Genomic DNA, 17,488 nt, shown 5'->3' with positions numbered 1-17,488 from the left:
ATTTTCCTTGTTCAGCGACGATGATATTGGTTGCCGGCGCGAACGTGCCAGCGGAGGGTATTGGGATCAGATGGCGTCGATGCCGGACTCTCCGGTCCGGATGCGCACAACTTCTTCAATGTTGGATACAAAGATCTTTCCGTCGCCGATACGGCCGGTCTGTGCAGCTTTGCGGATCGCCTCGATGGCGGCCTCGACGGATTCGTCGCCCAAAACGATCTCGACTTTCACCTTCGGCAGGAAGTCGACGACATATTCAGCGCCGCGATACAATTCGGTATGACCCTTTTGACGGCCAAAGCCCTTCGCTTCGGTCACTGTGATGCCCTGAAGCCCCACTTCCTGCAGTGCCTCTTTCACCTCATCCAGTTTGAATGGTTTGATGATGGCTTCGATTTTCTTCATCAGAGAACAATCTCCCTATGCATAGAAACGGACCTCTTGCCCGCTTTCACTTCAAAAAGCAGGAAGCATGCCAACTCGGTTGAATAGTTTAAATATTTCCACGAACCTGAGTTTATCGAGTGAAGGCGGCAGATGTTCTGCCCTTCTGCCTAAGCCGTCACCGTAAAGCACAACCAGAGATGCAGCAAGTTGATGAAAAAATTTGCAGATTGCATACTTTATAGACAGAGACCGTGCGTCAGCGACTTGAGTTATGCGTTCAAACGCTGGGTTAGCGCCTGTGCTGCCTGCGGGGCGTGCACTTTGCCTTCGTGGATGAAGTAGACAAAAACATCACGGGGGTGCTTTTCCGGGTGCTGCTTGGGAGAGGCCAGTGGCAGATCATCCGGTACATCGCCCTTTGCCCAATGTTTGACGCGATCTGCCCATTTGTCGAGCGCCTTGGCGGGGTAGGCGGTATCGATGGCATCATCACCCTTCTGCAGACGGGCATAGACGAAATCAGCGGTCACATCGGCAATTTCCGGATATTCGAAATGTTCCGCATAAACCACGGCCACACCTTTCTGGCGGGCAAGAGCAATGAAGTCTGGATCGATGAAGGAAGGATTGCGGACCTCAACCGCGTGGCGCAGGGGGAGGCCGGATTCGTTTTTTGGCAAGAGATCGAGAAAGACGCCAAAATCATCCGCATCGAATTTCTTTGTTGGGGCAAATTGCCAGATCAGCGGCCCGAGCCGGTCGCCAAGCTCGGCTATACCGGATTTGATGAAGCGCTGCATCGACTCGCCGGCTTCGGCGAGAACACGGCGATTGGTGACAAAGCGATTGCCCTTGACCGAGAAAACGAAACCATCCGGCACCTGGCTCGCCCATTTGGCGAACGTCTCAGGCTTCTGCGTACCGTAATAGGTGCTGTTGATCTCGATCGTCTGCAGATGCTGGCCTGCATAGTCGAGTTCCTTGGTTTTGGAGAGACCTTTTGGATAAAAGGTGCCGCGCCAAGGCTCGAAAATCCAGCCACCAATGCCCGCCCTTATGGTTCCGCTGGTCATCTTCTCTCCTCCCTTGAAGATAGATTGATTATTCTGCCGCGGCTTGCGCTTTGTGCCCAGGACGCCGTCGCAAAAGCTCCCTGAGGAACTGGCCGGTATAGGAGCGTTCGGCCTCGACAATATCCTCGGGCCGGCCGACTGCCACGATCTCACCGCCGCCATCGCCGCCGTGTGGTCCAAGGTCGATGACCCAGTCCGCTGTCTTGATGACTTCGAGATTGTGCTCGATCACGACGACTGTGTTGCCCTGGTCGACGAGTTCGTGCAGCACTTCAAGCAGCTTCGCCACATCGTGGAAATGCAGGCCGGTGGTGGGTTCATCGAGAATATAGAGCGTACGGCCGGTCGCTTTGCGCGACAATTCCTTGGCGAGCTTGATGCGCTGGGCCTCGCCACCGGACAAGGTATTTGCTTGCTGGCCGACGTGGATATAGCCGAGGCCGACCTTGGCCAGCGTCTGCAGCTTGTCGCGTACGGCCGGGACGGCGGCAAAGAATTCCGCACCTTCCTCGACGGTCATATCGAGGACGTCGGCGATCGACTTGCCCTTGAACAGGACCTCCAGCGTCTCGCGATTATAGCGCTTGCCATGACACACATCGCAGGTAACGTAGACGTCCGGCAGGAAGTGCATCTCGATCTTGATCACGCCGTCGCCCTGGCACGCCTCGCAGCGTCCGCCCTTGACGTTGAACGAGAAACGGCCCGGCTGATAGCCACGCGCTTTTGCTTCCGGAAGACCGGCAAACCAGTCGCGGATCGGGGTAAACGCACCCGTATAGGTCGCGGGATTGGAGCGCGGCGTGCGGCCGATCGGCGACTGGTCGATATCGATGACCTTGTCGAGAAATTCCAGCCCGTCGATGCGGTCATGATCGGCCGGGTGTTCGCGCGAACCCATGATGCGGCGCGAGGCGGCCTTGAACAGCGTCTCGATCAGGAATGTCGATTTGCCGCCGCCGGACACGCCGGTAACCGCCGTAAACGTGCCGAGCGGAATTTCAGCCGAGACGTTCTTCAGATTGTTGCCGCGCGCGCCGACGATCTTGATGCGCTTCTTGTTGATCTTGCGCCGCTCGGAAGGCACCGCAACTTCGATCTCGCCGGACAGATACTTGCCGGTCAGGGATTTCGGGCTGGCCATGATATCGGCAGGCGTGCCTTGCGCAATGATCTCGCCGCCATGGATACCCGCAGCCGGGCCGATATCGACCACATAATCGGCAGTGAGGATCGCATCCTCGTCGTGCTCGACGACGATGACGGTGTTACCGAGATCGCGCAGGTGGCGGAGTGTCTTGAGGAGCTGCTCGTTATCACGCTGATGCAGGCCGATGGACGGTTCATCAAGCACATAAAGCACGCCAGTCAAGCCGGAGCCGATCTGCGAAGCCAATCGGATGCGCTGGCTTTCACCGCCGGACAGCGTGCCGGAATTGCGCGACAATGCCAGATAGTCGAGCCCGACATCATTGAGGAAGCGCAGGCGCTCGCGGATCTCCTTGAGAATACGTGCGGCGATCTCCGTCTGCTTTTCATTGAATGTCTTGTCGACGTCGCGGAACCACGCATCCGCATGGCGAATGGATTTCTCGGTGACCTGACCGATATGCAGACCGCCGATCTTGACCGCGAGAGCCTCGGGCTTGAGCCGATAGCCATTGCAAGCGGGGCAGGGTGTGCCCGACATGAACCGCTCTATCTCCTCGCGCGACCAAGCGGAGTCCGTCTCCTTCCAGCGGCGCTCCAGATTGGGAATGACCCCTTCGAATGGTTTGGTGGTGCGGTAGGAACGCAGACCGTCATCATAGGCGAATTGAACCTCGCGGCTCCCCGTACCGTAAAGAATGGCTTTTTGGGCTTCCTCGCTCAGGTCGCGCCAACGATCAGCAAGCTTGAAGCCATAGGCGGTACCGAGCGCGTCCAGCGTCTGATTGTAATAGGGCGAACTCGACTTGGACCACGGAGCGATGGCGCCGTTTTTCAATGTCAGGCTTTCGTCCGGCACGATCATCGTGGGATCGATGGCCTTTTGTGTCCCCAGGCCATCGCAGGTCGGGCAAGCGCCGAAGGGATTGTTGAACGAGAACAGCCGCGGCTCGATCTCGGAAATGGTGAACCCCGAAACCGGACAGGCAAACTTTTCCGAAAACATCAGCCGCTCATGCGTATCGTTCTTGGATTTGTTGGCGGATTCACTGGCCGTTTCGTCGGCCGGAAGCGGCTTGTCGGCGAATTCCGCAACAGCAATGCCATCGGCGAGTTTCAGGCACGTCTCGAGACTGTCGGCAAGACGAGCGGACATATCGGGCCGCACGACGATACGGTCCACCACCACGTCGATGTCGTGCTTGTATTTCTTGTCCAGCGCCGGAACATCGGCGATCTCGTAGAAAATGCCGTCAACCTTGACGCGCTGGAAGCCGCGCTTCTGCAGATCGGCGAGTTCCTTGCGGTATTCACCTTTCCGGCCACGGACAATCGGCGCGAGAATGAAAAGACGCGTACCTTCTTCGAGTGCCAGCACACGATCGACCATCTGGCTGACCGTCTGGCTTTCGATTGGCAGACCGGTGGCGGGAGAATAAGGAATGCCAACACGCGCATAGAGCAGGCGCAGATAATCATAAATCTCGGTGACAGTGCCTACCGTCGATCGTGGGTTGCGGCTGGTTGTCTTCTGCTCGATGGAAATCGCCGGCGACAGGCCGTCGATCTGGTCGACGTCAGGCTTCTGCATCATCTCAAGAAATTGCCGCGCATAGGCGGACAGGCTCTCGACATAACGCCTCTGCCCTTCGGCATAGATCGTATCGAACGCGAGCGACGACTTGCCCGACCCTGAAAGGCCGGTCATGACAATCAGCTTGTCGCGCGGCAGATCAAGATCGATGTTCTTCAAATTATGTTCGCGGGCACCGCGAATGGAAATGTACTTCTGATCGCTCATATGTGTTTGCCTTTGAGAGGGCGCGCTATTTGGAAGGAGTTATGGCCCTCAGCGAGCGGCTTTCCTATATTTAGAAAGTCTTCTCCGCTTTACGAGGTCCTGACCCTAACCCTGTTAGAATCACCATAGCCATGTTGACATTGTTAGAGCAAGTGATAGAACAAAAAAAGAACAAACTGTGGATGCTCTCCTGACATAGTGCTGACAGGGTGTGAAAGCAGTCTTGTTCAAGCGTTGGCTGTAAAAAACCAGGTGCGTTGCGGTTCGTGGCTGCGTTGGAAGCGCGACAAGTCTCCTGACAAATCTGGCAGGAGGGTTTTGGTGGCTGTCGATGCGAGCGTGACCCGGGACTGTATATTGTGGATAGCGGTAATCAGTTGCCCCGTCTTGAATGCGGCTTCTGTATGATGGCGAAAATTTTAAAAGCGGAATTTATGGAGTTCAGATCATGGCAGGCAGTGTCAACAAGGTCATTTTGGTAGGAAATCTTGGCGCTGACCCGGAAGTCCGGCGGCTCGGTTCTGGCGATCCGGTCGTCAACCTTCGCATCGCGACGTCGGAAAGCTGGCGCGACAAGAACAGCGGCGAGCGCAAGGAAAAGACCGAATGGCACAGCGTGGTTATCTTCAATGACAATCTCGCCAAGGTTGCCGAGCAGTACCTGAAGAAGGGCATGAAGGTCTATCTTGAAGGTGCTCTGCAGACTCGCAAGTGGCAGGATCAGACTGGTAACGACCGCTATTCGACAGAAGTCGTGCTGCAGAAGTTCCGTGGTGAATTGCAGATGCTCGATTCACGCGGTGAAAATGCCGGCGGTGGACGTTCGTTCGACAATTCGGGCCGCGGCCAGGTATCGGACAATGAGGGTTCGGATTTCGGCCGTTCCAGTGCATCGTCGAGCAGTTCGTCGAGTGCAGGCGGCAATTTCTCGCGCGATCTCGACGACGAAATCCCGTTCTGATCCAGATCCAATAAGACCCAAATGAACGATACAGCGCCCAGTCATGATCAGTGATCTGGGCGTTTATGCTGGGCTATTCGCAATAGCCTTCGCTGCGGCGACTGTCCTTCCGATGCAGTCGGAGGCGGCACTCGCCGGACTTCTCCTTAGCAACTCATATTCGCCGGCAGCGCTGATAGCGGTGGCCAGTATCGGTAACGTCCTTGGCTCGGTGGTCAACTGGCTGCTTGGCCGCGGAATTGACAGGTTTCGCGGCCGCAAATGGTTTCCCGCCAGCCACGCGCAGCTCGATCGCGCCGCCTCCTGGTATCATCGTTATGGCAGGTGGACGCTGCTCTTGAGCTGGGCCCCGATCATTGGCGATCCGCTGACAGTGGTTGCGGGCGCTCTGCGGGAACCCTTGCTCAGTTTCGTTGTACTTGTGGCGATTGCCAAGATTGCCCGCTACCTCGTGGTTTTTGCAATCACAACGGGCTTTTGAACTGCTTTCATGGATGCATTCTGGCGCCTTTGGTAATCTTGTCGACCAGTTTCTTGTCGGCTCGCATGGCGATGCCGACGACCTTTGCGTCATCCGGCGCGAATTGTGCAAAGACAGCACGGTTGGCCGCGTCGTGGCCAGTCGAGAACATCTCCTCGATATAGAGACAGGTTTTGATGTCGCGTTCGAGCGAACGCCGGTGAATATTTGAAATCGTTGCCTGATCTGCCGCCAGCACAATCACAGGCTGGATGGAAAGCGGATTGTAAGTGTTCCCGGCCCTGTCACGATAAGGCTCACCGATCACGTCGGGCGATTGCGCAACAATGCCGCTTGTCAGAAACGCTGTCACATTCAATGCCTGCCATGGCGCCATGTCGTTTCGCAATACGATTGCAATTTTGGTATCGAACATCGATATAATTCTCCGTCAGTCATGGAAGAGTGAGCTTATGCAAGACGTTTTAGGCGCAGAGGCCGCGCGTGGTCTTGGACGTTTGTGCAAACTTCCCGCGCAGGACGCAATTACATCTGCGCCGTCCAATCCGGGCCTTGAGCGTATCGAAGCGCGGTTCGCCGGTAATGCCTATGATTTGCACCGGCACGACACCTATGCGATCGGCGTTACGCTGCACGGCGTGCAGACGTTCTGGTATCGCGGAGAACGGCGCCATAGCATGCCCGGCAATATCATCGTAATCCATCCCGACGAGATGCATGATGGCGCGGCCGGCACCGATGATGGCCTGCGCTATCGCATGCTCTATCTGGAACCGGCGCTTGCGCTGCAATCGCTGGGCGACCGCCAAGGTGCGCTGCCATTCGTCAACGATCCTGTCATTGCTGATCCGGCGCTACATGGTGCCTTGGCTGCAGCTCTCGGCAATCTCGACGAGGAGCTGGACGAACTACTGGTCGATGATGTCGTTTCACAGCTGACCCTCGGCTTGGCGCGGCATGCAAGACAGCATGCAAGGCCGCTGGGCGCGCCGGCGATCCGGCAAACGCAATTGGCACGCGATTATCTCGAAGAGCACGCCTTGCGCCTTGTACGATCGGATGAGCTTGAAGCGGTAAGCGGCCTTGATCGCTACGCTTTGTCCCGGCACTTCCGTACACTCTATGCAACGAGCCCCCATCGCTTTTTGTTGATGCGGCGCCTGCAACGGGCCCGGGAGATGATCAAGACAGGTGAACCGCTTGCCGGGATCGCGGTGGAAACGGGATTCACCGACCAAAGCCATCTCAACCGGCAATTCAAGAAAGCCTTCGGCATGACGCCCGGACGTTGGGCCGCACTGATTGGCGTCGAACCTCCAAGAGACCTCTCGATAACTCATCCCTGATCGGTATTTCATGCAATTGTCGCATGGCAATCGGTCTGTTAGACAGGTCTCGGTCTGCGCATCGGAGCCTCATCATGACTGAAATCCAGACGCCATCCCACACCAAACACCGCCTTGTCGTCGTCGGCGGAGGTTTCGGCGGCCTGGAGGCTGTCTATAATCTCCGGAACGTCGATATCGACATCACAATTATCGATCAGCGTAACCATCATCTGTTCCAACCACTTCTGTATCAGGTCGCAACATCGACATTGGCGACCTCCGAAATTGCCTGGCCGATCAGGCACCTCGTGCGAAAATACAAGAACGTCAAAACCTTGCTCGGCACCGTTGAAAGTGTCGATACAGCTGCCCGGACTGTTTCCACCGCGGACGGCGAGACAATTCCCTATGACACGCTGGTGCTGGCGACCGGCGCACGCCACGCCTATTTCGGTCATGATGATTGGGAGCCGTATGCACCCGGTCTGAAGACACTCGAAGACGCCACGATGATCCGCCGACGCATTCTTACGGCGTTTGAAAAGGCCGAGCGCGAACCGGATCCTGCCAAGTGCATGGAATATCTGACCCTGGTGATCATTGGCGGTGGGCCCACCGGGGTCGAGATTGCCGGAACAATAGCCGATCTCGCGCGTGATACGTTGAAGGGCGACTTCAGAGTGATAGACCCCGCAGAGGCGCAAGTGGTGCTGATCGAGGGTGGCCCCCGCGTGCTGCCTGCGTTCAGCGAAGATATGTCGGCCTATGCGAAGCGAGCACTGGAAAAGCTGGGCGTAACTGTTCATCTCGGCCATCCGGTCACAGAATGTCATGCCGACGGCGTTGAATTCGGCGGCCAGTCGCTGCGTGCCAGGACCATCATCTGGGCGGCCGGCGTGCAGGCGTCTCCCGCAGCTAAATGGCTGAGCGCGCCATCCGATCGAGCAGGGCGCGTTGTCGTCAATCCCGACTTGACCGCGCCGGACCATCCGGAAATATTTGTGATCGGCGATACTGCAACGGTTCCGAACGGCGACAAGGGCACCGTGCCGGGGATTGCGCCGGCAGCGAAACAGCAGGGTAAGCACATCGCTGAAATCATCAAGGCAAGGCTAGCCGGTGATCAGACGTCGCGGCCGTTTGTTTATCGCCATGCCGGCGATCTTGCGACGATCGGCAAGCGCGCGGCGGTCACAGACTTCGGCTGGATCAAACTGAAGGGCTATCTTGCCTGGTGGCTCTGGGGCTTGGCACACATCTATTTTCTCATCGGCGTACGCAACCGGTTGGCCGTGGCATTGAGCTGGCTGTGGATTTCTGTCAGCGGTGTTCGCAGCGCACGATTGATCACGCAAAGGGATGCGGCGGATGGACCCGAAGCAGAGGCGCGCTGAATTGGTTGTCATGCGGTCCCTGCGGTGGTTCCTTTCGGCGGCAATGGCTCTCGCAGTGCCCGGTCTGACGCCGGCATTGGCATCCGAACAAACTTGCGGCAAAAGCGAACCGATCTATTCAACAAGAGAAATCGGTTCGGCACTTCTTGCCTGTTGGGTCCGGCCAACTGGCTCCGAAGATATGGGCGTGACGTTGCGCTTTGCATTGCGGCGGGATGGTACGGTCATCGCAATGCCGCGCGTCACTTTCAGAACGCCGGGCGGCGACCGCGTCATCCAGGAGGCGTTCGTGTCTTCGGCGCTGGAAACCGTCAACAAGGCAGTCCCTTTGGCGATTGCACCCGAACTGGGGGACGTCATCGCAGGCACGCCCTTGACGGTCGTATTTAGCGACGGCGTCGATGTCCGCATAAGCCCGGGTTATTAGAGCCTGGTATCAGCTGTTGACGAGGGTCCGGATGCCGTCCGCTACGAACTGGACTGCGAGGGCGGCGAGAATTACGCCGAGTAGTCTGGTCAATATCGAACGGCCCGTTTCACCAAGAAAACGGTCGATACGCTCGGCAAGAAAAAACACAATGTAGCACGAGGCTATGCAGATCAGGATTATGCCGATCAACGCCAGTCGCGATGTGGCACTCGAAAGCGTTCCGGCAAGAAGAATAGTAGCGGAAATCGCGCCTGGACCGGCAATCAACGGTATCGCCAAAGGAAAGGCGGCAATGTTACGGATGTGATCCTTTGTAATCGCAACCTCCGCACTTCTCTCCTTGCGCTCGTTACGCCGCTCAAAGATCATCTCGAAGGCTATCCAGAAGAGAAGCAGACCACCCGCAATGCGGAAGGCGCCGAGCGTAATGCCGAAGAGGGCAAGTATCTGTGCACCGGCAATTGCAAAAACGGTGAGAACGATAAATGCCGTGAGGCTGGACCGGAGGGCAACCTGACTGCGTTCCGCCCGGTTCATGCCCGTCGTCAGGGCCAGAAACAATGGTGCGAGACCGGGCGGATCAATCGTTACCATGAGCGTCACAAAGGCATTGAGGATGGTGTCTGAGTACGCCACGATTTTGCTTTTCTTTTCTGGTTAAAGCTGCACCAACCCAACTGTTGTCCCGGATTCAACCTACCGGATTCGCTATCCAACGTCGAGAAACGTGCGATTCAGACCAGAAGTTTTTCACCGCATGAGAAATGCCATTTTATCCCATTGATTTTAAAGGGTTTTCAGCTGTGTATTAACGTGCCGTTTATTGGCTTTTGGCTTGAAAAGCCTCTATAAGATCAAAGATTGATTCTATCCGAAAGATGAGTGCCTCGTGTCTGATTTAACTCCACCTCCTGGCTCCGAAGACGATAAACCTGGACCGTCCTTCGGGATCGAGCCGATTTCCATCATCGAGGAAATGCAGCGCTCCTATCTCGACTACGCGATGAGCGTGATCGTTAGCCGTGCGCTTCCCGATGTGCGCGACGGCCTGAAGCCTGTGCATCGACGTATACTGCATGCGATGAACGAGATGGGCCTGTCGTGGAACCGGTCCTATCGCAAGTCGGCAGGTGTCGTCGGTGAAGTGATGGGTAAATACCATCCGCATGGCGACGCTTCGATTTATGATGCGCTCGTCCGTATGGCGCAGGACTGGTCATTGCGTGATCCGTTGGTTGACGGGCAGGGCAATTTCGGTTCGATCGATGGCGATTCCCCCGCGGCGATGCGGTACACAGAGTGCCGTCTGGAGAAGGTGACGGAGTCGCTGCTCTCCGATATCGACAAGGAAACTGTCGATTTCCAGGACAATTATGACGGCCGCGAGCAAGAGCCGACTGTTCTACCGGCGCGCTTCCCCAATCTTCTCGTCAATGGTTCTGGTGGCATTGCCGTCGGCATGGCGACGAACGTTCCGCCGCACAATCTGGCCGAGGTCATTAACGGTTGCATAGCGCTGATCGACAATCCGGCCATCGAACTGCCGGAAATGATGGAACATATTCCAGGTCCGGATTTTCCGACCGGTGGCCTGATCCTTGGCCGTTCCGGTATTTACTCGGCTTACAGTACAGGCCGCGGCTCGATCCTGATGCGCGGCAAGGTCGCTGTCGAAAGCATGCGGGGTGATCGTGAGGCCATCATCATCACCGAGGTGCCTTATCAGGTAAACAAGGCGACGATGATCGAGAAGATGGCCGATCTGGTGCGCGACAAGCGCATCGAAGGCATTTCCGACATTCGCGATGAATCCGATCGCGACGGCTATCGCGTTGTGGTCGAACTGAAGCGTGATGCCGTCACTGACGTGATCATCAACCAGCTTTATCGTTTCACGCCACTGCAGTCGTCTTTTGGCGCGAACATGGTTGCGCTCAACGGCGGCAAGCCGGGGCTACTCAACCTTCTCGACATTCTGCGGGCTTTCGTCAGCTTTCGCGAGGAAGTCGTCAGCCGCCGCACCAAATTCCTGCTGCGCAAGGCGCGTGACCGCGCTCATGTACTGGTTGGTCTTGCGATTGCCGTTGCCAATATCGATGAGATCATCGCGTTGATCCGCCGGGCACCGGATCCGCAGACGGCCCGCGATCAGTTGATGGAACGCCGGTGGCCTGCGAGTGATGTCGCGCCGTTGATCCAGTTGATCGCCGATCCGCGCCACAAGCTCAACGACGACAACACCTACAATTTGTCGGAAGAGCAGGCGCGTGCCATTCTCGATCTGCGCCTGCAGCGCCTTACAGCACTCGGACGCGACGAAATCGCAGATGAGCTCAATAAGATCGGTGTCGAAATTGCCGACTACCTTGAGATCCTGGCATCGCGCCTGCGAATCATGGGCATCGTCAAGGATGAATTGATCGCCATTCGCGATGAATTCGGCACACCGCGCCGCTCGGTATTGACCGATGGCGGCGCCGACATGGACGATGAAGATCTCATCGCCCGTGAAGACATGGTCGTGACCGTCAGCCATGCCGGTTATATCAAGCGCGTTCCGCTGGCGACCTATCGCGCACAGCGCCGCGGCGGCAAGGGCCGCTCGGGCGTGTCGATGAAGGACGAGGATTTCGTCACACGGCTCTTCGTCGCCAACACGCATACGCCGATGCTGTTCTTCTCTTCGCGCGGTATCGTCTACAAGGAAAAGGTCTGGCGCCTGCCGATCGGCACACCGCAATCGCGCGGCAAGGCCTTGATCAACATGCTGCCGCTCGAACAGGGCGAACGCATTACCACAATCATGCCGCTGCCGGAGGATGAGGCAAGCTGGGCTAATCTCGACGTGATGTTTGCCACGACACGTGGGACGGTGCGCCGCAACAAGTTGTCGGACTTCGTACAGGTCAATCGCAATGGCAAGATCGCGATGAAGCTGGAGGACGAGGGCGACGAAATCCTCAGCGTCGATACGTGTGACGAATTCGATGATGTGTTGCTGACTGCCGCCGGTGGTCAGTGCATCCGCTTCCCGGTAACCGATGTGCGTGTCTTCGTCGGTCGCAACTCAATCGGCGTTCGCGGTATTTCGCTGGCTCCAGGCGATAAAATCATATCGATGGCTATCCTCGGGCACGTCGAGGCAAGTCCTGCCGAACGCTCGGCCTATCTGAAGCAGGCAGCAGCGGATCGACGCGCACAGGGTGCGGACGACGCGGAAGAGGTGGCACTCGTTGGTGAGGAAGCAACGGACGTTGCGGACCTGTCGCCGGAACGCTATTCCGAACTGCGTGATCGCGAGCAGACTGTGCTTACAGTTAGCGAATACGGATACGGCAAACGCTCATCGTCCTATGAGTTCCGCGTTTCTGGGCGGGGTGGCAAGGGTATTCGCGCGACCGATACGTCGAAGACGGATGAAATTGGCAAGCTCGTATCCTTGTTCCCTGTAGACGCGTCGGATCAGATCCTGCTTGTCTCCGATGGGGGGCAGCTGATCCGTGTGCCGGTCAACGGCATCCGTATTGCCGGGCGCTCCACAAAGGGCGTCACGATATTCAATACAGCCGATGGCGAGAAGGTTGTTTCGGTAGAGCGGATTTCGGAAACCGAAACCGATGAAATCGAGGCTGAAACCGTACTTGAAGGTGAAGTCGTATCACCGGACACAACAGACGGCTCTGAAGAAATCTAGAGCTGTTTGTTTGCGATCAGTGATCGCGACGGGGATGATAGACACCAAAACGGGAAGTCTTAATTGGGGCTTCCCGTTTTTTGTTCTCTTCGATAATCATGATCAATGCTGAAACCATCATGGCAACCATCATAGCAATGCTTAGAAGAATAAACATGAATTTGTCCCTTCGATCTTGCTGTCTTTCATGGTTAGCAACGTGCTAACTTCGAAATGGTTTCATCTGATTTTTTCACACATAGTTGAGAGTGCCTGAATGCTTGCTGATTGCCACGTTCATCTCCCGTTCATCTGATCGATTGCCGACCATTGAAAGCGCCAGACAAAAAGGCTACGAAGCGGCATGACAATCGCGATCTATGCAGGATCATTCGATCCCATTACCAACGGCCATATGGATGTCCTGCAGGGCTCGCTTCGGCTTGCGGACAAGGTTTTCGTGGCGATCGGTGTTCACCCGGGTAAAGCGCCGCTGTTTTCGTTCGAAGAACGCGTCGATCTGATCAAGCGCGTTGCGACGGATGTTTTCGGCAGGGATGGCGAGCGGATCGACGTTATTGCATTCGATGGTTTGCTGATCGACGCTGCACGCAAATACGGGGCGTCCCTGATGGTTCGCGGTTTGCGCGATGGTACCGATCTCGACTATGAGATGCAGATGGCCGGAATGAACGGCAAGATGGCGCCCGAGCTACAAACGGTATTCCTGCCGGCCGATCCGGCGGTTCGCACCATTACTGCCACATTGGTTCGCCAGATTGCAGCCATGGGCGGCGACGTTCGCCATTTCGTTCCCGCTCTTGTAGCCGACGCACTCAAGACAAAATTCAAATCCTGACCCCGGAGTTTTCCATGTCCGTATTTCGCACAGCGCTTCTCGTTGCTGCCGTCTCATCCCTGTCATTTGCAAGTCTGGCGCGTGCAGACGACGCCAACACGATGACGATCAAGCTCAAGGACGGCGACGTCAAGGTCGAGCTGCTCCCCGATCTGGCGCCGAAACATGTCGAGCAGATCAAGGCGCTCGCCAAGGAAGGCGCCTATAATAATGTCGTGTTCCACCGGGTCATCCCAGGCTTCATGGCACAGACAGGCGACGTCCAGTACGGCAATACGGAAAAAGGCTTCAATCCGCAGGCTGCAGGCACCGGCGGTTCGACACGGCCCGATCTGCCCGCTGAGTTCTCGAAGGAACCTTTCGTGCGCGGAACAGTTGGCATGGCACGGGCTCAAAGTCCAAATTCTGCAAATTCGCAATTTTTCATCATGTTCAAAGAGTACCCCTCGCTGGATGGCCAATATACAGTCGTTGGCAAGGTCACGAGCGGCATGGATATCGTCGACAAGATCAAGAAGGGCTCGGAGGCAGATAATGGCGCTGTCGACAACCCCGACAAGATGCTCAAGGTCACCGTTGGCGCGGGCAAGTAATCACGCAATTCAATAAAATCAGGAGATTGCCGGATATGGCTTACAAAGATCCAGAAAACACCATCCTTCTCGAAACCACAAAGGGCGATGTCGTTATCGAACTGTATCCGGACCTCGCGCCCGGACATGTCGAGCGTATCAAGGAACTCGCACGGGAAGGCGCCTATGATGGCGTCGTCTTTCATCGCGTAATCGATGGCTTTATGGCGCAAACCGGCGACGTCAAATTCGGCAAGCAGGGCGGAAGTTCCTTCAACCCGGGCCGTGCCGGCATGGGTGGCTCGGACAAGCCGGATCTCAAGGCTGAATTCTCCAATGCCAACCATGGCCGCGGCGCTTGTTCGATGGCGCGTTCGCAAAGCCCGAATTCTGCCAATTCGCAGTTCTTCATCTGCTTTGACGATGCGGCATTTCTCAACCGTCAGTACACGGTGTGGGGCCAGGTCATCGAGGGTATGGACAACGTCGACAAGATCAAGCGCGGCGAGCCGGTGCAGGATCCGGATTCCATCGTTTCCATGCGCGTTGCTGCAGACACCGAATAATATTGATGCATTATGCGCGTTGATCTTTTCGATTTCGATCTGCCCGAGGAGAGCATCGCGTTGAGACCTGCAGAGCCGCGCGATTCAGCGCGGCTTTTGCTTGTGCGGGCGGACGGTTCTGAATTCCAGGACAGTCAAGTTCACAATCTTGGTGATTTTCTGAAGGCTGGCGACGCACTGGTATTCAATGATACCAAGGTGATACCGGCACAACTTGAAGGCTTTCGCGAGCGCGAAGGTGTGAAAGCACAGATTGGCGCGACGCTCCATATGCGGACCGGACCAGATCGCTGGAAGGCCTTCCTGCGCCCGGCAAAGCGCATCAAGGAGGGGGAGCGGATCGACTTCGGCCACGGTAACAATGCCTGTCTGCTTGGGTCTTTGCAGGCGACTGTCACTGAGAAAGGCGATGCGGGCGAAGCACTACTGGTTTTCGATTTCGGTGGTGCCGATCTCGACCAGGCAATTGCCGCGGTTGGGCATATTCCGCTGCCACCCTATATTGCTTCGAAACGTGCCGATGATGTGCGTGATCGCGAAGACTACCAGACCGTTTACGCCCGGGAAGAAGGTGCCGTTGCTGCACCGACTGCAGGACTGCATTTCACACCCGAACTGCTGGACGATCTGAAGAAGCGCGGGATCGAAGAGCATTTCGTTACGCTGCATGTGGGGGCGGGGACGTTTCTCCCCGTCAAGGCCGACGATACAGCCGATCACAAGATGCATGCGGAAATCGGGACGGTCGATCAGCGCACGGCAGATGCCCTCAACGCGGTTAGAGCACGAGGCGGGAGGATCGTTTCCGTCGGAACCACATCGCTGCGTCTGCTTGAAAGTGCAACGGGCGAAGATGGCGTTATCGGGCCATGGTCGGGTCCGACGGATATTTTCATTACCCCAGGTTATAAGTTTCGTGCAGTCGACATGCTGATGACGAATTTTCATCTGCCACGTTCCACGCTGTTCATGCTGGTTTCGGCCTTCAGCGGGTTCGAGCGGATGCATTCAGCCTATCAATATGCCGTCAAGAATAACTACCGTTTCTATTCCTATGGCGATGCAAGCCTGTTATGGCGATCCGCATCATGAGCGAAAATTTCGAATTCAAACTGATTGCCACGGATGGCAAGGCGCGCCGCGGCGAAATTACCATGCCGCGCGGGACTGTGCGCACTCCGGCTTTCATGCCGGTTGGCACCGGTGGAACTGTCAAAGCCATGTATATGGACCAGGTGCGTGACCTTGGTGCCGATATCATCCTAGGTAATACCTATCATCTGATGCTGAGGCCGGGCGCCGAGCGTGTGGCGAAACTTGGTGGATTGCATGAGTTTGCGCGCTGGCAGCCGCCAATACTGACGGATTCTGGCGGGTTTCAGGTCATGTCGCTGGCGCAATTGCGCAAGCTGACTGAAAGCGGCGTGACGTTTCGCTCGCATATCGATGGTCGTGCGTATGAGATGACGCCAGAGCGCTCGATCGAGATTCAAGGGCTGCTGGATTCGGATATCCAGATGCAGCTCGACGAATGCGTGGCCTTACCATCGACACCGAAAGACATCCAGCGAGCTATGGAACTGTCGCTGCGCTGGGCAGAACGCTGCAAGACTGCCTTTGGCAACCAGCCCGGCAAAGCCATGTTCGGCATCGTTCAGGGCGGTGATGTCGCCGATCTGCGTATTCGCTCTGCGCAGGCGCTGAAGAGCATGGATCTGAAAGGCTATGCCGTGGGCGGATTGGCGGTTGGAGAGCCGCAAGACGTCATGCTGGAAATGCTCGACGTCACCTGTCCGGAACTTCCGGACGACAAGCCGCGCTATCTCATGGGTGTTGGCACACCGGACGATATCCTGAAATCGGTGGCTCGTGGCATCGACATGTTCGACTGTGTGATGCCAACGCGGGCAGGGCGCCACGGTCTCGCCTTTACCCGGCGCGGCAAGGTCAACCTGCGCAATGCGCGACACGCGGATGATCCGCGTCCTTTGGACGAGGAGTCGCCCTGTCCGGCGGCGCGCGACTACAGCCGCGCCTATTTGCATCATCTGGTCAAATCAGGGGAAGCGCTTGGCGCCATGCTGCTGACGTGGAACAATCTTTCCTATTACCAGCAACTGATGCAGGGTATACGTGACGCTATAGAATCAAGCAATTTCAATCGCTTCACGGAAGAAACTCAAGTCGCGTGGGCGCGGGGCGATATACCCCTATTTGCGTGATCAGGCGGTAACGGGCACGTCTGCCGTTTGAGCATCAGCCGGTTCGAACAGGTTCTTTAACCGGTCGATTGCGGCGATCTGTTCGTCCTTACTGAGCAGACCCATTTCGAACAATTTTAGGCTGCGTAGCCCCTCGATCGTCAAAAACACCATCATTGCAAGCGTAGGATCTTCTGCGTTCTCGCGCATACGCTGCAGAAGCTGCTTGTTGTATCGCCGGATTGGCTCAAGAAATCCCGGATCGTTGGCGATGGCCGCAAGAATACCGGAAGGCTCCGGTTCGTTGCAAAGAAACTCTGCCCTATAGACGGCGATGCACGCTAGAACGACGCTGTTGGGACCGTGTTTTCGGGCCGCCTCTTCCTTGCGCAGTGATTCGTCAAACTCCGAAACGTGTTGTTCAACGAGTGCTTCGAGCAATTTGGCCTTGGTCGGAAACGTATAGAGCAATCCTCCCTTTGAAAGACCCGCCCGCCGGGCCACGGCATCGAGTGAAAGGTGCACAGGCCCGACTTCCTTGGCGATTTCGGCTGCTGCTTGCAGGATCTTGTCTTTTGTAGAGAGGGTATCACTCGCCATTCCAACGCTTTCG

18 protein-coding genes are annotated in these 17,488 nt (G+C 56.5%); 11 read left to right on the top strand and 7 right to left on the bottom strand.

What is annotated here, in order from left to right; translation table 11 throughout:
• Positions 1 to 66: 66 nt before the first annotated feature.
• The 3 genes from FHS21_RS00640 to uvrA form a co-directional block, all read right to left on the bottom strand.
• Positions 67 to 405, bottom strand: a complete 339-nt coding sequence (locus tag FHS21_RS00640) for a P-II family nitrogen regulator (protein WP_008123000.1) — start codon at positions 403 to 405, stop codon at positions 67 to 69.
• Positions 406 to 656: 251 nt separating this feature from the next.
• Positions 657 to 1,460, bottom strand: coding sequence for a DUF72 domain-containing protein (locus FHS21_RS00635; protein WP_183660767.1), 804 nt, complete (start codon positions 1,458 to 1,460; stop codon positions 657 to 659).
• A gap of 28 nt (positions 1,461 to 1,488) precedes the next feature.
• A complete protein-coding gene (gene uvrA, locus FHS21_RS00630; protein ID WP_183660765.1) occupies positions 1,489 to 4,410 on the bottom strand; it encodes an excinuclease ABC subunit UvrA in 2,922 nt (973 codons plus the stop codon).
• Positions 4,411 to 4,858: 448 nt separating this feature from the next.
• Between uvrA and FHS21_RS00625 the strand changes: the two genes are divergently transcribed.
• Positions 4,859 to 5,371, top strand: coding sequence for a single-stranded DNA-binding protein (locus FHS21_RS00625; protein ID WP_183660763.1), 513 nt, complete (start codon positions 4,859 to 4,861; stop codon positions 5,369 to 5,371).
• A gap of 46 nt (positions 5,372 to 5,417) precedes the next feature.
• Positions 5,418 to 5,852, top strand: a complete 435-nt coding sequence (locus FHS21_RS00620) for a YqaA family protein (RefSeq protein ID WP_183660923.1) — start codon at positions 5,418 to 5,420, stop codon at positions 5,850 to 5,852.
• A 7-nt stretch (positions 5,853 to 5,859) separates the two neighbouring features.
• Here FHS21_RS00620 and FHS21_RS00615 read toward each other — a convergent pair whose 3' ends face one another.
• A complete protein-coding gene (locus tag FHS21_RS00615; protein WP_112526942.1) occupies positions 5,860 to 6,267 on the bottom strand; it encodes a DUF2000 family protein in 408 nt (135 codons plus the stop codon).
• Positions 6,268 to 6,304: 37 nt separating this feature from the next.
• Here FHS21_RS00615 and FHS21_RS00610 point away from each other — a divergent pair, with 37 nt between their 5' ends.
• The 3 genes from FHS21_RS00610 to FHS21_RS00600 all read left to right on the top strand — a co-directional run bounded on the left by FHS21_RS00610 (position 6,305) and on the right by FHS21_RS00600 (position 9,001).
• Positions 6,305 to 7,198, top strand: coding sequence for an AraC family transcriptional regulator (locus FHS21_RS00610; protein ID WP_183660761.1), 894 nt, complete (start codon positions 6,305 to 6,307; stop codon positions 7,196 to 7,198).
• A 74-nt stretch (positions 7,199 to 7,272) separates the two neighbouring features.
• Complete coding sequence (locus FHS21_RS00605; protein ID WP_183660759.1) at positions 7,273 to 8,574, top strand: NAD(P)/FAD-dependent oxidoreductase; 1,302 nt, start codon at positions 7,273 to 7,275, stop codon at positions 8,572 to 8,574.
• Positions 8,549 to 9,001 (top strand): UCP034077 family protein, encoded by a 453-nt coding sequence (locus tag FHS21_RS00600; RefSeq protein ID WP_183660758.1) that lies wholly within the window; start codon positions 8,549 to 8,551, stop codon positions 8,999 to 9,001. Before FHS21_RS00605 ends, FHS21_RS00600 begins: the two co-directional genes overlap by 26 nt.
• Positions 9,002 to 9,010: 9 nt before the next feature.
• Here the strand turns inward: FHS21_RS00600 and FHS21_RS00595 are convergent, their stop codons facing one another.
• A complete protein-coding gene (locus FHS21_RS00595) occupies positions 9,011 to 9,640 on the bottom strand; it encodes a MarC family protein (protein WP_183660757.1) in 630 nt (209 codons plus the stop codon).
• Between the two features lie 340 nt (positions 9,641 to 9,980).
• Here FHS21_RS00595 and gyrA point away from each other — a divergent pair, with 340 nt between their 5' ends.
• A complete protein-coding gene (gyrA, locus tag FHS21_RS00590) occupies positions 9,981 to 12,698 on the top strand; it encodes a DNA gyrase subunit A (RefSeq protein WP_210283302.1) in 2,718 nt (905 codons plus the stop codon).
• Positions 12,699 to 12,714: 16 nt separating this feature from the next.
• On the opposite strand, the gene FHS21_RS00585 is transcribed toward gyrA, so the two are convergent.
• Entirely contained in the window at positions 12,715 to 12,855 is a 141-nt protein-coding gene (locus FHS21_RS00585) for a hypothetical protein (protein ID WP_162701844.1), read from the bottom strand.
• Between the two features lie 186 nt (positions 12,856 to 13,041).
• Here FHS21_RS00585 and coaD point away from each other — a divergent pair, with 186 nt between their 5' ends.
• From coaD to tgt, 5 genes are read left to right on the top strand one after another with little or no spacing between them, the layout of a single operon-like run.
• Positions 13,042 to 13,536 carry a pantetheine-phosphate adenylyltransferase gene (coaD, locus tag FHS21_RS00580; protein WP_112526954.1) on the top strand — a complete coding sequence of 165 codons (495 nt, stop codon included), beginning with the start codon at positions 13,042 to 13,044 and terminating at the stop codon, positions 13,534 to 13,536.
• Between the two features lie 14 nt (positions 13,537 to 13,550).
• Entirely contained in the window at positions 13,551 to 14,129 is a 579-nt protein-coding gene (locus tag FHS21_RS00575; protein ID WP_112526956.1) for a peptidylprolyl isomerase, read from the top strand.
• A 35-nt stretch (positions 14,130 to 14,164) separates the two neighbouring features.
• A complete protein-coding gene (locus FHS21_RS00570) occupies positions 14,165 to 14,674 on the top strand; it encodes a peptidylprolyl isomerase (protein ID WP_112526958.1) in 510 nt (169 codons plus the stop codon).
• Between the two features lie 12 nt (positions 14,675 to 14,686).
• Positions 14,687 to 15,766, top strand: a complete 1,080-nt coding sequence (gene queA, locus FHS21_RS00565) for a tRNA preQ1(34) S-adenosylmethionine ribosyltransferase-isomerase QueA (protein ID WP_183660755.1) — start codon at positions 14,687 to 14,689, stop codon at positions 15,764 to 15,766.
• Entirely contained in the window at positions 15,763 to 16,896 is a 1,134-nt protein-coding gene (tgt, locus tag FHS21_RS00560; protein ID WP_112527229.1) for a tRNA guanosine(34) transglycosylase Tgt, read from the top strand. The genes queA and tgt overlap by 4 nt, the downstream gene beginning before the upstream one ends.
• Here tgt and FHS21_RS00555 read toward each other — a convergent pair whose 3' ends face one another.
• Positions 16,897 to 17,475, bottom strand: coding sequence for a TetR/AcrR family transcriptional regulator (locus FHS21_RS00555; RefSeq protein ID WP_112527231.1), 579 nt, complete (start codon positions 17,473 to 17,475; stop codon positions 16,897 to 16,899). It lies immediately after the preceding gene.
• Positions 17,476 to 17,488: the final 13 nt, after the last annotated feature.

This window comes from Phyllobacterium trifolii (genome assembly GCF_014192095.1).
Taxonomy (GTDB): Bacteria; Pseudomonadota; Alphaproteobacteria; order Rhizobiales; family Rhizobiaceae; genus Phyllobacterium; species Phyllobacterium trifolii.
This window is presented reverse-complemented; position numbering and strand designations above follow the sequence as displayed.